This window comes from Niallia circulans (assembly GCF_003726095.1).
GTDB lineage: Bacteria > Bacillota > Bacilli > Bacillales > Cytobacillaceae > Niallia > Niallia circulans_A.
In genome coordinates this window covers 1,715,401-1,729,731 of sequence record NZ_CP026031.1, presented here as the reverse complement: position 1 = coordinate 1,729,731, position 14,331 = coordinate 1,715,401, and the positions used below count along the sequence as shown (strand labels likewise).

Below are 14,331 nucleotides of genomic sequence, written 5' to 3'. Positions count from 1 at the left end.
ATTTTTCTTATGAAAAGGATTATCGCGTTGTAATATTTTGTGAAGATTTTTAGATTTTCACTATTCATAACAGGATTGGTATGTTATATTGGAACATAATCACTTTAAAGCGTTGAAGGGAGAAAGGATTCATTATGAGATATTTAACATCTGGGGAGTCACATGGTCCCAAATTAATCACAATTATCGAAGGACTTCCTGCTGGAATGCCTTTATTAGCTGAAGATATAAATAAGGAGTTAGCTAGAAGACAAAAAGGGCATGGCAGAGGAAGAAGAATGCAAATAGAAACAGATACCGTTGAAATTGGCGGCGGTATTAGACATGGTTATACGCTAGGTTCACCGGTTTCATTGATTGTAGAAAACAACGATTGGAAGCATTGGACTAAAGTTATGGGACAGGACCCAATTGATGAAGCGGAAGCAAACGAAATAAAACGAAAAATAAGTCGTCCACGCCCAGGGCATGCAGATTTAAATGGCGCTATTAAATATGGTCACCGCGATATGAGAAATGTGTTAGAGAGATCTTCTGCCCGTGAAACGACAGTTCGTGTAGCGGCAGGGGCAGTGGCGAAAAAGCTCCTTGATTTACTAGGGATTAAAGTTGCCTCACATGTCGTTGAAATTGGTGGTATAAAATCAAATATAACTAATTATGAGTCGATTGAAAAACTTAGGGAAATTACGGAAAATTCTCCTGTTCGCTGTTTAGATGAAGAAGCAGGCTTAAAAATGATGAATGCCATCGATGAAGCGAAAGCAAATGGTGATTCCATTGGCGGTGTAGTAGAAGTAATAGTGGAAGGTATGCCGATTGGTGTGGGAAGCTATGTGCACTATGACCGTAAATTAGATGCAAAGCTTGCTGCCGCAATCATGAGTATAAATGCATTTAAAGGAGTAGAGATTGGAATAGGCTTTGAAGCTGCTAGAAAGCCAGGAAGTGAAGTTCATGATGAGATTATATGGGATCAAGAAAATGGCTATTCTCGCAGAACAAACCGTCTAGGTGGCTTAGAGGGTGGAATGACAAACGGTATGCCAATTGTTGTAAGAGGGGTAATGAAGCCAATTCCGACCCTATATAAACCATTAAAAAGCGTGGATATCGATACAAAAGAAGAATTTACAGCTAGCATTGAACGCAGTGATAGCTGCGCAGTTCCAGCGGCATCTGTAGTAGCAGAGCATGCAGTTGCTTGGGAGCTTGCTGCAGCTATTGTTGATCAATTTTATGCTGATCGATTTGAAGGACTTGTAGCTAATATTGCTGAGCACAATAGACATGCGAGGGAATTCTAATGCAGACTGTTTCCATTCAAACAATGTCAAAACATTATGATGTATGGATTGGGGAGAATGTAATTGCAGAACTTTCAGCATTTCTGCAAAAGGAATTTGCTGATGTAACAAAAATTTTAATTATTACAGATGAGTCAGTTGAAAAGCTGCACCTGAAAACGGTTGAAAAGAAACTTTCCTCCTTTCCTGTCGTTAGCTATACAGTGCCAGCAGGAGAAAAGGCAAAAACATTTGATGTTTTTTATGCTTGTTTGACCTATATGCTAGAACAGCACCTTGACCGTAAATCGCTAGTGTTAGCATTAGGGGCGGAGCCGTTGGGGATTTAGCAGGCTATGTAGCTGCTTCCTTTATGAGAGGAATTCCTTTTATTCAAATCCCAACCACTATTTTAGCTCATGATAGTGCAGTTGGCGGAAAAGTAGCTATTAACCATCCTTTAGGTAAAAACATGATTGGTGTTTTTAATCAGCCAGAAGCTGTCTTTTATGATACAACGTTTCTATCTACACTGCCGCTTCAAGAACTTCGCTCAGGATTTGGTGAGGTAATCAAACATGCATTAATTAGCGATATAAGCTTTTATCATGAACTACGTAGCAAGATAAGTGATTTATCACAAGTAAAAATTGCTTATTGGTCTGAAATTCTTGAGAAAGGTATTCTTGTTAAACAAGCGATTGTTGAAGAAGATGAAAAGGAAACAAGTGTACGTGCCTTTTTGAATTTTGGGCATACATTAGGTCATGCAATTGAGGCAGAGATGGGGTATGGAAAATTTACTCATGGAGAAGCTGTCGTGATTGGAATGATATTTGCGATAAGATTAAGTAAGCGAAAATATGACATAGCATTTTCGCTAGAGGAGTATATAAAGTGGCTTAAACAGTTAGGATATACTTGTGATATTCCCAATGATTTAGAAATAGAACGTTTAATTGATCGAATGAGACAGGATAAGAAATCTATAAATGGGACGATTCGTTTTGTCCTTTTACAAGAAATAGGATCTCCTGTACTAGTAGAAGTGAACGAAGCGGTAATTAGAGAAGAATTAGGTTTATTTAAAGGTGGGAAGTAGATGATTAGAGGCGTTAGAGGAGCAATAACGGTTGAACACAATATCGAAGCAGAAATTTTATCTGCAACAGAAAGACTTTTTAAAGAGATGATAAACGCAAATAATATAAAAGCATGTGATGTGGCATCCGTATTTTTGTCAGTAACAGATGATATAAATGCTGCTTTCCCAGCTAAAATTATTCGTATGCAAGAAGATTGGACATATGTACCAGTTATGTGTATGAAAGAAATAGCAGTTCCTCATTCATTAGAAAAGTGTATTCGGATTATGATGCATTGGAACACGGAGCTGCCGCAAGAGGAAATACAGCATACTTATTTAGAAAAAGCAATTCAATTAAGACCTGATTTAACAAAACAATAAACTTGAGGTGAAAAATATGAAATGGAAACAGCAGCTTTTAGGGTTGAAAGCTTACCAGCCTGGTAGAACGATAGATGAAGTGAAAAAACAATTTAAACTTGAACATATTGTTAAGCTTGCGTCTAATGAGAACCCATTTGGAAGTTCTCCAAAAGTATTAGAGGCTTTAAAAAAAGTCGATGGCTCTTATGCATTGTATCCCGATGGATATGCAACAAACCTTCGCTATGCGTTAGCTGATTTTTTAAAGGTTAAACCAGAAGAGTTAGTGTTAGGAAATGGTTCTGATGAAATTATCTTAATGATATCTAGAGCCTTATTAAGACCAGGGTTAAATACGGTAATGGCTAGTCATACATTTGGACAATATAAGCACAATGCAGTCGTTGATGGAGCAGAGGTTCGAGAAGTTCCTCTAACAGAAAAAGCAGAACATGACCTGCCTGCAATGCTTAAAGCTATTGATGATAATACTAGTGTTGTCTGGCTATGCAGCCCAAATAATCCAACCGGTACATATATCCCTGAGCAGGACTTACTTGCTTTTCTAGAAAAAGTTCCAGAGGATGTGCTTGTAGTACTTGATGAAGCGTATTACGAGTATGTAGTGGCAGAAGACTATTATGAAGCTATTTCGCTCACACGACAGTTTAATAATTTAATCGTTTTACGAACATTTTCAAAGATATACGGTCTTGCGAGCTTCCGTGTAGGATATGGTGTTGCCAATGCTAGCTTATTAAACACATTAGACCCGGTTAGAGAACCATTTAATGTTAATACATTAGGGCAAATCGCAACAGAAGAGGCCTTAAAGGATCAAGAATTTGTGGAGTCTTGTCGACAGAAAAATAGAGAAGGTCTTGAACAGTTATATCGTTTCTGTGAGGAAAATAATTTATCCTACTTCCCATCACAAACAAATTTTGTGCTAGTTGATTTCAAAATAGATGGGGATGAAGTATTTCAATACTTAATGAGTAAAGGGTATATCGTCCGTTCAGGTGTTCCATTGAATTATCCAACCTCTGTTCGAATTACAATAGGCTCAAAAGAAGAAAACGATGGTTTGATTGAAGCAATGAAACAGTTTCTTGCTGAAAAGAAAGTGGCGCAATAACAATTGGGAATAGAAGGCGGTGATAGAATGAACGGTCGCGTCTTCATAATAGGTTTAGGACTTATAGGTGGATCGTTAGCTTTATGTATAAAAAAAGAACACCCAGAAAGCATCATTACAGGTTTTGATATTTCCGAGGATAATTTGAAATTAGCCAGTATGATGGGGGTTATTGATAATCTTTCAACAACGATAGAAGAAGGTGCAAAAACTGCTGATTTGATTATTCTTTCTACACCAGTTAAAGAAACAGAAAAAATCATCGAAATACTTTCTAAAATAGAATTGAAAGAAAATGTTATCATCACAGATGTTGGAAGCACTAAGTCTGTTATTACAGAAAAGTCACAAGTACTATTAGATAAAAACGTTACTTTTATTGGGGGACATCCAATGGCTGGCTCCCATAAAAGTGGTGTTTCCGCATCAAAAGTACTTCTTTTTGAAAATGCTTTTTATTTATTAACTCCCCATGAAAAAATCAAGGATCAGCATGTTCAGTGTTTATTAAAATGGTTACAAGGCACAAATGCGAAATTTCTTGTTATTTCTCCTGAAGAGCATGATTTGTTAGCTGGGGCTATCAGTCATATGCCGCATATAGTTGCTGCATCACTGGTGCATCAAGCAGATCAGATTAGTGAAAAGCATAAGCTAGTAACTAGGTTAGCAGCCGGAGGATTTAGAGACATTACGAGAATCGCCTCTAGCAGCCCTTCAATGTGGCGTGATATATTAATACATAATAAAAACGTGTTAATTGAGTTAATGAATGAATGGAAAAAAGAAATGGACAGAGTCCTTACTCTCATTGAAAATGAACGGGCCGAAGAATTATATGACTATTTTTCCCGAGCAAAAAAAGTAAGAGATGGTTTGCCCCAAGATCAAAAAGGGGCAATCCCAGCTTTTTATGATTTATTTGTAGATGTACCGGATTATCCAGGGGTTATATCTGAGATTACAGGTTATTTAGCTCAAGAAAAAATAAGTATAACGAATATTAGAATAATGGAAACCAGAGAAGAGATATTCGGAATTCTGGCAATTAGTTTTCAAACCGAAGAAGATAGAATAAGAGCACAGAAGTGTATTGCTACCTATTCTAATTATGATACTACGATTGGATAAAAGGATGTGAAGCTATTGGACTTAATCACACTTAAAACAAAAAATCGAGGTTTAAAAGGAGAAATTGCAGTCCCAGGTGACAAATCGATTTCTCACCGCTCGATTATGTTTGGATCGATAGCAAATGGGACAACAACGGTTACAAATTTTTTATTAGGCGATGACTGCTTAAGTACGATCGCTTGTTTCCGGAAGCTAGGTGTTCTAATAGAACAAAATGAAAAAGAAGTGGTAATACACGGAAAAGGAATGGAAGCATTACAAGAGCCAAAAGATATATTGGATGTTGGGAACTCGGGGACGACTATCCGCTTGCTAACAGGAATATTATCCGGTTTACCATTTCATAGTACGCTAATTGGTGATTCATCCATTGGGAAACGGCCAATGACAAGAGTTGTTGCTCCTCTAAGAGAAATGGGGGCGAAAATTGATGGCAGGGAAGACGGAAAATATACTCCTTTATCCGTTCGAGGCGGTAATTTACAGAGTATTACCTATCGATTACCAGTAGCAAGTGCTCAAGTTAAATCAGCGATTTTATTTGCAGGTCTGAATGCAGATGGAGTTACAAAAATAATAGAGCCTGTACCTACTAGAGATCATACCGAAAGAATGATTCAGCGATTTGGAGGCGAAATTAGCAGAAAAGACAAGGAGATCTTTGTAGAAGGTGCTCAAAAGCTTTCTGGAACCAACATTCATGTGCCAGGAGATATTTCTTCTGCAGCCTTCTTCCTTGTAGCTGGTTGCATCGTTCCTAACAGCAAAATTTCATTAAATAATGTCGGGCTTAATCCTACTAGGACTGGTATTTTAGAGGTTCTTCATAACATGGGAGCATGCATGGAGATTCATAAAAATGATACCGATGTATTTGAACCTACAGGAACGATTACTGTGTCTACAAGTGATTTAAAGGGAACAACGATTGAGGGAGAAATTATTCCGAAGTTAATTGATGAAATTCCGATTATTGCTTTATTAGCTACCCAGGCTGAAGGGGTAACGGTTATAAAGGATGCGCATGAGCTTAAGGTGAAGGAAACGAATAGAATTGATACAGTAGTAACCGAGTTAAAGAAATTAGGTGCGGATATACAAGCGACAGAGGATGGTATGATTATCCGGGGAGGGAAGAAGCTTATCGGAACGAAAGTGGATTCCCATGGAGATCACCGTATCGGAATGATGCTGGCGATTGCTGCGCAGATTTGTGAAGGCGAACTTACCCTTGAAAATGCTAAGGCAATTTCAGTATCTTATCCTTCGTTTTTCGAGCATCTCAATGAATTATCGAATAGAAAATAACAGAGCCCGTCGATGAACATAGTATGTTTATCGGCGATTTTTTTCTGGCAGTAAATAAGATTAAATTCTTGCTGGAGGAATATTTGCAAATCTTAAATCATAGCTTGTCTTAAAAAGATTAGGCGGTGATTTAAGATGCGATATATCATCGAAAATATACATTTATTAAAGAGGCAAAGAGTAAAAAAGACATCCATTCTAATTGAGGATAACAGGGTGGAATTGATGAGAGATACCTTTAACTCCTATCAATATATGCGAATGGATGGTTCTCCTTATATGATGGCTCCCACCACAGTTATGCTTGATAATCATGTCACGAGAATTCTTTCCTATACTCAACAAAAACAATACATTGAAGAAAATTTAATTAAAAAAGGGTGTACAACCTTGCTGTTTTATTTAGAGGTTAACAGAGAAAGGGAATTGCCGTTACAAGTGAAAAAAATGAAGACTCCTTTGTTAAACTGTGCGATTGATTTTGTTGCTGGCGTGAAAATTCCTTTAAAACTGCTATCACCAAGTTTTATACGAGGATGCAAAAGAGAAAAAATCCCTGTTATATTTATCGAGGTAGAAGATGTAAAAGCGTTATACCGAGTACCTTGGGGATGGATAAAAGAAGCCCTATTCCCCTATAACGCTCCATTGGTTCCCATTTTTTTAACAAAAGATCAACAAGAAAAGAAAATAGCACAAAAAATGTGGTCAAGCTTAATGAGAGATGTTAAAATACCCTCTATTCCTCATGAGATAAAAGAAGGAATAGCGATAGCTTATCCGGATTTAGTGAAAATGGGGATATATCCATTTAAAGGTAATATATATCAAGGTGGAGAAGTAACATATAATTTATTTGCTATGGATGATGCAATCATAAATATTGAAGAAAATGATTTGTTTCATTATCATTATGATAGAATACAAATGACCATACACAAAGGTAAATGTATTCGAGCAGGGGATAAAGTGTTTTACCGCCCTGGCTTTGGTGAATTACTGGAAGTAAAAGTACCTTCCTTCCTGACAGTATAGAAGGGGATTAGAGAGGATTATTATATGGAAAGAGTTAATGAAATTATATCTTTATTAGAGGACGGTCAACAAGACAAAGCGTTAAAATATTATCAGGATGTATTAAAATCAGGGAATAATGAAGAAAGATTTGTGCTGGGGGAAGAATTATTTCAGTTAGGCTTTTTGGAGGAAGCAAAAGATTTATTCTTAGTTTTACTGGAAGGTTACCCAGAAGAAGGAGAATTACTTGTTCTTGTCGCGGAAGTAGAAATGGAATTAGGCAATGAAGAAGCCGCGATTTCTTATTTAGAACAATTAAACCCAAATGATCCTTCATTTCCTCAAGCATTGCTTTTGCTTGCTGATCTCTATCAAATGGATGGGTTATATGAGGTTAGCGAACAAAAACTAAAAGAAGCGCAAAAAATCTTACCAGATGAGGTAATTATCGATTTTGCGTTAGGTGAATTATATGCAGAACAAGGAAAAATTACCGAGGCGATTAAGTCCTACCAAAAGGTATTACCCAAAGAGGAAAATATCGCTGGCGTAAATATAAATGGGAGAATTGCAGATAATCTAAGTGCTGGGGGTGCATTTGAGGATGCTATTCCTTATTATGAAAAAGCACTCGAGGAAAAAGTCGAGATCAATACGCTCTTTAATCTCGCTTTGACTGCATCGCAAGCAGGATTATATACAATTGCTATAAATCGGTTTGAAGAGGTAAAAGGATTGGATCCCTCTTATCATTCCTTATATCTTTATTTAGCTCGCAGCTATGAGCAGGAGGAAATGCTGAATGAAGCGTATAATACAGTTATCGAGGGAATAAAGCAAGATGAGTTTAATAAAGATTTATACTTATATGGTGGTAAATTAGCTTTAAAACGTGGTGACGAACAAAAAGCCGAGGAACATTTTAGAGAAGCGCTTGCAATAGATCCTGAATTTACAGAAGCAGTTCTTTTATTGAATAAATTATTTTTAACACAAGATCGATTTGATGATGTTCTTGAGCTAATTGAGATGATGGATAACCAAGAAATAGAAGAACCTCAATTACATTGGGATGCTGCTAAAGCATTTCATGGAATAGAAAAATATTCAGAGGCATTAAACAAATATCAATTAGCATATACTTTCTTTAAAGAACTTCCAGATTTTCTATATGATTATGGATATTTTCTTTTAGAAGAAGGAAAAAGAAAGGATGCTGCCGAAATTTTTAATATGCTTTTACAAACAGATCCAAGTAATGAAGAGTATATTGAAATATTACAACGCCTTATGGATAACGAATAAGGTTTTTGGATGAACAAGTTTTAATTGACGTTGTAAAAGGCTTATCGAGTGCAAAGAGAATTGTCATTTCCTTAGACGCAGGTAAAACAGGTTGGATAGTAAAAATTTGTTGCAAGCAGAGGAGGGAATTACAAAATGAAAACCCCTGTATCTGTCAACGAGAAAAAAGACTTCATTCGTTGGTTTTTGAATCACTATCAATTGAAGAGACGGGAATGTGTATGGATTTTAAATTATTTAATGAGTCATGATCAATTGATGGAAAAAGTCCATTTTGTTGAAAATGCAGAGAAATGTCCAAGAGGTTTAATTATGTCCACGCATTGTGTTGATGAAGTACCTTTTAGATTTTATAAAGAAAATGTGATGACTACAGATGCAGAAAAGTCTTTTCATGATATTCGCCTTAATCGTGATGAAGATATTTATATTCAGCTTAATTTTTATGCATCGAATCAAGTTCATCAATATGCAGCTGTGTTAGTAGAAAATCCATTTATGCCGAAAAAACTGCAAATTACCGAAAAAGATAAAATGATTGCAGAACAATTTTTAGTGAAGAGTATAGAAAAATTCCAAAAAGAAAAACTTCTCCAGTTAATTGATGAGGCGCTAGATAATGGTGATAAAGAGATGTTCATTACCTTAACAAATCAATTGAAGTTCTTTCAAAATAAATGAAAAAGCATGTAGTCCCGTAAAGCCGATAATAGACTTTGCGGGATTATTTTAATATCGATAGATTTTCCGATGCTTTATAAACTATGGTAAAATAGGAGGATAAAGATAGTAAAAGGAGAAAAAGTGTGAGAAGCATTTACATGATATTAAGTAATCGATCTTTTATTGGACTATTACTCGCTATTAACCTCTTCGGAACTGTGTATGGCTATTATTGGTATAGATATCAGTTAGCAGAAACACCTGCGAAATTTTTATTGTTTGTACCTGATAGTCCGACGGCAAGCCTTTTTTTTGTGTTAGTATTAATTGCGTTTTTATGGAGAAAAAACTGGCCACTAATTGAAGCGCTGGCATTAGTAACATTATTTAAATACGGTATATGGGCAGTAGTTATGAACTTCCTTGTTTATTTTGAAACAGGAACAATCGGCATTGATTCATGGATGCTCATAATTTCACATGGGGCTATGTCCATTCAAGGATTATTATATATTCCTTTTTATCGTTTTAAATGGGGGCATATTATTCTCGTAGCGATTTGGACATTACATAATGATGTGATAGATTATGTGTTTAAAATGATGCCTAAATATAGCGTATTAGATCAATATATGGCAAATATCGGCTACTTTACTTTCTGGCTCAGTGTTTTAAGTCTATTGATTGCCTATTATGCCTATAAAAAGAGCGAGGAATTACAATGGAGGATTCAATAGAATTGCATTTTTTTTAGTCTAACCTTGTCCAACTCATCATACATTTTTAATAGTAGATAGAGGAGGGACAAGAATGAAGGCTAAATTGGTTATGTTGTTAATGATATTGATTTTACTTTTGCCTATTTCTTTTTCTGTATATGCAGACCAAAAAACGCCTGCAAAGGAATTGGATGAACTAGATACGCTTTCAGATGAGGTATTACAGCTTGTACGATCAGAACGTTATGAGGATGCCAAAAAAATTCTTGATTATTTTTCAAACCAGTTTAGCTCAGTTAGTGTAAATGGAAGTCCGTTTACAGTAGATGAACGGAGGATTTTAACTGGTACACATGATGAAGCGGTAGAGGCAATCACTAATCAATCGATTAAAAATGACGAACGGATAAATTCGGTAACAAAATTTCGATTGGCGGTTGATGCTGTTTCATCAGGTGAACAACCTTTATGGACTCAGATGGAAGAACCTGTTATGTCAACCTATCGAGAGATGAAGGATGCTATCCTTTTAGATGATAAAGAAAAATTTGATGAAAAGTTAGATTCTTTTCTATCGTTATATCAAATTATTTATCCGAGTCTTAAGCTGGATGTTTCCGCTGCACAATTTCAAGAATTAAACTCCCTTGTAGAGTTTATGAATACGTATCGGTTACAAGTTTTTAATCAACAAGGAGATTTAGAGGAAGTAACCCAATTAGAAAGTGAATTGCAGGATGTTTTTAATCAACTCTATGAGGATGAGGCAGATCCCTCTTTATGGTGGGTAATTATTTCGACGGGAAGTATTATTATTCTTACTTTATCCTACGTTGGCTGGCGGAAATATCTCGGAGATAAAGCGGAAAAAAGAAAAACAAAACAAAAAAGGGATAATATTTGACTTTGGTGTTTTTCCTGCTTACAATAAAAATATACTACTAGAAATAATAGGGGGAAAAACATGATTTTTATATATTTTATTCTAATTATTCTCATCCCTATTTGGGCACAAATGAAGGTGAAGAGTGCATACAAAAAATATTCCAAAGTAGCTTCTTCCTCCCATATGTCCGGTAGAGAGGTAGCGAGAAGAATATTAGATTCTAATGGGCTTTATGATGTATCTGTCGAGGAAACAAGAGGGGTATTATCTGACCATTATGATCCCCGTTCTAAAGTTGTCCGTTTATCGACTGATAACTATCATGGTCATTCAGTAGCAGCAGCAGCTATTGCAGCACATGAAGTTGGTCACGCTATCCAAGATCAGCAAGAATACTCTTTTTTACGTTTTCGTTCTACATTAGTTCCAGTTGCTAACTTTGGAAGCAATGCATCATGGATCTTTATCTTAATAGGGATGTTCGCACAACTTCCTGGAATGATGTTATTAGGAATCATCTTAATGGCTGCCGGCGTACTGTTCCAATTTGTTACACTTCCAGTGGAATTTAACGCATCGAACCGTGCGATGGATCAAGTTGTGTCATTAGGGATTATAAGAAACGATGAGGAAAGAGAAACGAAAAAAGTGTTGAATGCAGCAGCATTAACATATGTGGCAGCGGCAGCAGTTGCTGTTCTCGAACTAGTTCGTTTGCTGTTGATTTATACAGGAATGTTAAGAGATGAATAGAAATTAAAAATAAGCTGGGCTTTAATTTATTCAGTCGAAACTAAACCCAATCAATGATACGAAAGTTTTTTGTATCATTGGTTGGGTTTTTTTCATCAAAAAAGAAGATTTGTGGTATTACACGGAACTTCTTATGGGAACGAAATATATTGATGAATCAACTTATTTGAATTTTGATTTTTTAGAAAATTATAGATTTTAAAAAATGCTAGGTGTATAATAAACAATGCCATTTACATAAAAGAAAACAAAAAGAAAGAAGGGTTTTTTTGCAAACTGCTGAATATGTACAAGGGAAAAAGCGGCAGGAGATGACCATTTATCGGATTTTATTTGCGATAAGTCTTGGACATTTTTTGAATGATTGTATGCAATCGGTTGTGCCTGCCTTATTTCCTGTTATCCAAAAGTCAATGGAATTAAATTATACCCAAATTGGTTGGATTGCCTTTGCTTTAAACATTACATCCTCTATTCTACAACCTGTGTTTGGTGTTTTGGCAGATAAAAGGCCAGCACCATATTTATTGCCGATTGCAATGTTCTCAAGCTTAATCGGAATGCTAGGCCTTTCTCTCGCTCCAAATTTTTACTTGGTCTTATTATCCGTTTTATTTATTGGATTTGGTTCCGCTATCTTCCATCCAGAAGGATCTCGTGTTTCTTATATGGCAGCTGGAGCGAAACGCGGGCTTGCCCAATCAATTTATCAAGTGGGCGGAAATGCAGGTCAATCATTAGCACCTGTATTTACTGCTTTTATTTTTGTACGAACAGGTCAATTCGGAACCATTTGGTTTACTCTTCTAGCTACAATTGGCATGATTGTATTATTTCAAGTATCAACTTGGTATAAGAGAGAATTGTATATTAGAAATCCACAAAAGAAACAACAAGGAAAGCGGGAATTTGTTGTTAATAAAGAAATTATTCTGGCAATATGTTTATTAATTTTCCTTGTATTTGCACGTTCTTGGTATGGAGCGGGAATTAGTAATTTCCTTCACTTTTATTTAATTGAGAAGTTTAGCTTAAGTATTGAAAATGCGCAAATATTTGTTTTTGTGTTTTTACTTGCTGGTGTAATTGGGACTTTTCTTGGAGGACCATTGGCAGACCGCTTTGGGAAAAGAACGATTCTTCTCTTTTCTTTAATCGGATCTGCACCGTTTGCTTTACTGCTCCCACATATGCCGTTTTGGCTAATAGGGCCTTTATTATTTATTATTGGCTTTATTTTGCAGTCTAGTTTCAGTGTGACCGTTGTTTATGCACAAGAACTGCTTCCAGGTATGATTGGCCTTGTGTCAGGCTTAATTGTAGGGTTAGCATTTGGAATGGGGGCACTAGGTGGAGTAATCTTTGGTGTTATTGGAGACACATTTAGTTTGCAAGCAATTATGATTATTTGTAGCCTGCTGCCGCTTTTAGGAATATTGACATATTTACTGCCGACGGATAAGCGAGTTAGTGAAATACATTCTACTTTAAAATAGATAATAGTTAGTATGACATCACTTATAGGCGCCGTAATAAGCTTCGTTCTTGAGCTAATTATAATTAAAATAGACCATACGTTCGTTTTGTGCTATGATTGCTCTAAAAGAAAACAGGAGGAGTTAGGATGGCACTAACAAATCTAAATGTAGAAGAGCGAATGAAACATTATAAAATAGCTGGTTTAAGCATAGCGGTAATACAAGATGCAAATCTTAATTGTATCAAACAGTATGGTGTGAAGGAAGCAGGTAAAACGGATATTGTTAATGAACAGACACGCTTCCATTCTGCTTCTATAAGTAAATTTGTGACAGCTATGTTGGTTTTAAAGCTAGTAGAAACTGGACTGCTTGATTTAGATGAAGATGTTAATGTTAAACTTAGCTCTTGGCGTTTAACAGCAAATAAATGGATAAAAGGCAAAAAAGTAACTTTAAGAGATCTTTTGAGTCATCAATCAGGGATTATTGACCCAGAAGGTAGTTTTAGGGAATGGAAAGAAAACGAGGAAGTTCCTCCTATGATAGACATATTAGAAGGAACTTCCGTATTCAATCGGCAGAAAATACAGATCAGTTGTGAACCAATGAGTGCATTTCATTACTCGGACGCTGGCTTTTGCATTATTCAACAACTGATTGAAGATACTTTGCAGAAATCTTTTCACATAGTATTAAAAGAATTTCTCCTTCAGCCTTTACATATGAATCAGAGCTGTATTGATATAAGAGGTGTTGAAAATATTTCTTCTGGTCATGATAATAAAGGACAAATTATCTACGGAAACTACCCCTTTTATCCTTATCCAGCAGCCTGTGATATTTGGACTACTCCTGCTGATTTAGCGATTTTAGTATTGGAATTAATGAATGCTTTGGAAGGTAGAAGTCAATTAGGATTATCGAGGCAAAATGCTAAGGAGATAATCAGTCCGCAAGGGAACATAAATTGGATCGGACTGAGCGTGTTTTTAGATAGCTCTAATAAAGAAGTGGAAATTTCTGCATTAGGATGGGGGATTGGATTTCAGAGCATGCTTGTAGCTTACCCATTATTAAAAAAAGGGGCGATAATTATGACAAATACTGATTTAGGTGTACATCAAATGAAAGGGATAATAGGAGAGATCTATCATTCTATTTTTGGCAATGATTATTAAGTCAATAGTAAGA

At 36.0% G+C, this 14,331-nt stretch carries 15 protein-coding genes; all 15 read left to right on the top strand.

Features of this window, described 5'->3' with window-relative positions; genetic code table 11:
- The first annotated feature begins 134 nt into the window (after positions 1–134).
- The 15 genes from aroC (at position 135) to C2I06_RS08185 (ending at position 14,318) form a co-directional block, all read left to right on the top strand.
- Complete coding sequence (gene aroC, locus C2I06_RS08250) at positions 135–1,307, top strand: chorismate synthase (RefSeq protein ID WP_095331844.1); 1,173 nt, start codon at positions 135–137, stop codon at positions 1,305–1,307.
- Positions 1,307–1,636, top strand: coding sequence for a hypothetical protein (locus tag C2I06_RS25935; RefSeq protein WP_338134275.1), 330 nt, complete (start codon positions 1,307–1,309; stop codon positions 1,634–1,636). The genes aroC and C2I06_RS25935 overlap by 1 nt, the downstream gene beginning before the upstream one ends.
- 23 nt (positions 1,637–1,659) lie before the next feature.
- Positions 1,660–2,388: a 3-dehydroquinate synthase gene (locus tag C2I06_RS08245; RefSeq protein WP_338134274.1), complete on the top strand. Its 729-nt coding sequence runs from the start codon at positions 1,660–1,662 to the stop codon at positions 2,386–2,388.
- Positions 2,389–2,754, top strand: a complete 366-nt coding sequence (gene aroH, locus C2I06_RS08240) for a chorismate mutase (protein ID WP_095331848.1) — start codon at positions 2,389–2,391, stop codon at positions 2,752–2,754.
- Positions 2,755–2,770: 16 nt separating this feature from the next.
- Positions 2,771–3,874 (top strand): histidinol-phosphate transaminase, encoded by a 1,104-nt coding sequence (gene hisC, locus C2I06_RS08235; RefSeq protein ID WP_123257846.1) that lies wholly within the window; start codon positions 2,771–2,773, stop codon positions 3,872–3,874.
- Positions 3,875–3,901: 27 nt separating this feature from the next.
- Complete coding sequence (locus tag C2I06_RS08230; RefSeq protein WP_095331852.1) at positions 3,902–5,005, top strand: prephenate dehydrogenase; 1,104 nt, start codon at positions 3,902–3,904, stop codon at positions 5,003–5,005.
- A 15-nt stretch (positions 5,006–5,020) separates the two neighbouring features.
- The gene (gene aroA, locus C2I06_RS08225; protein ID WP_095331854.1) at positions 5,021–6,316 is read left to right on the top strand and encodes a 3-phosphoshikimate 1-carboxyvinyltransferase; all 1,296 of its coding nucleotides are present in this window, start codon (positions 5,021–5,023) and stop codon (positions 6,314–6,316) included.
- Between the two features lie 135 nt (positions 6,317–6,451).
- The gene (locus tag C2I06_RS08220; protein WP_123257845.1) at positions 6,452–7,351 is read left to right on the top strand and encodes a hypothetical protein; all 900 of its coding nucleotides are present in this window, start codon (positions 6,452–6,454) and stop codon (positions 7,349–7,351) included.
- 24 nt (positions 7,352–7,375) lie between these two features.
- Entirely contained in the window at positions 7,376–8,638 is a 1,263-nt protein-coding gene (locus tag C2I06_RS08215; RefSeq protein ID WP_095331858.1) for a tetratricopeptide repeat protein, read from the top strand.
- A 135-nt stretch (positions 8,639–8,773) separates the two neighbouring features.
- Positions 8,774–9,319 carry a ReoY family proteolytic degradation factor gene (locus C2I06_RS08210; protein ID WP_047940375.1) on the top strand — a complete coding sequence of 182 codons (546 nt, stop codon included), beginning with the start codon at positions 8,774–8,776 and terminating at the stop codon, positions 9,317–9,319.
- A 125-nt stretch (positions 9,320–9,444) separates the two neighbouring features.
- A complete protein-coding gene (lhaT, locus tag C2I06_RS08205) occupies positions 9,445–10,038 on the top strand; it encodes a lipoprotein heptaprenylglyceryl N-acetyltransferase LhaT (RefSeq protein ID WP_123257844.1) in 594 nt (197 codons plus the stop codon).
- Positions 10,039–10,111: 73 nt separating this feature from the next.
- On the top strand, positions 10,112–10,924 hold the full coding sequence (ypjB, locus tag C2I06_RS08200) for a sporulation protein YpjB (RefSeq protein ID WP_095331862.1): 813 nt from the start codon (positions 10,112–10,114) through the stop codon (positions 10,922–10,924).
- Positions 10,925–10,984: 60 nt separating this feature from the next.
- Positions 10,985–11,659 carry a zinc metallopeptidase gene (locus C2I06_RS08195; RefSeq protein WP_095259094.1) on the top strand — a complete coding sequence of 225 codons (675 nt, stop codon included), beginning with the start codon at positions 10,985–10,987 and terminating at the stop codon, positions 11,657–11,659.
- Positions 11,660–11,970: 311 nt separating this feature from the next.
- Positions 11,971–13,155 carry an MFS transporter gene (locus tag C2I06_RS08190; RefSeq protein ID WP_123259136.1) on the top strand — a complete coding sequence of 395 codons (1,185 nt, stop codon included), beginning with the start codon at positions 11,971–11,973 and terminating at the stop codon, positions 13,153–13,155.
- Between the two features lie 128 nt (positions 13,156–13,283).
- On the top strand, positions 13,284–14,318 hold the full coding sequence (locus C2I06_RS08185) for a serine hydrolase domain-containing protein (RefSeq protein ID WP_095331866.1): 1,035 nt from the start codon (positions 13,284–13,286) through the stop codon (positions 14,316–14,318).
- Positions 14,319–14,331 lie beyond the last annotated feature (13 nt).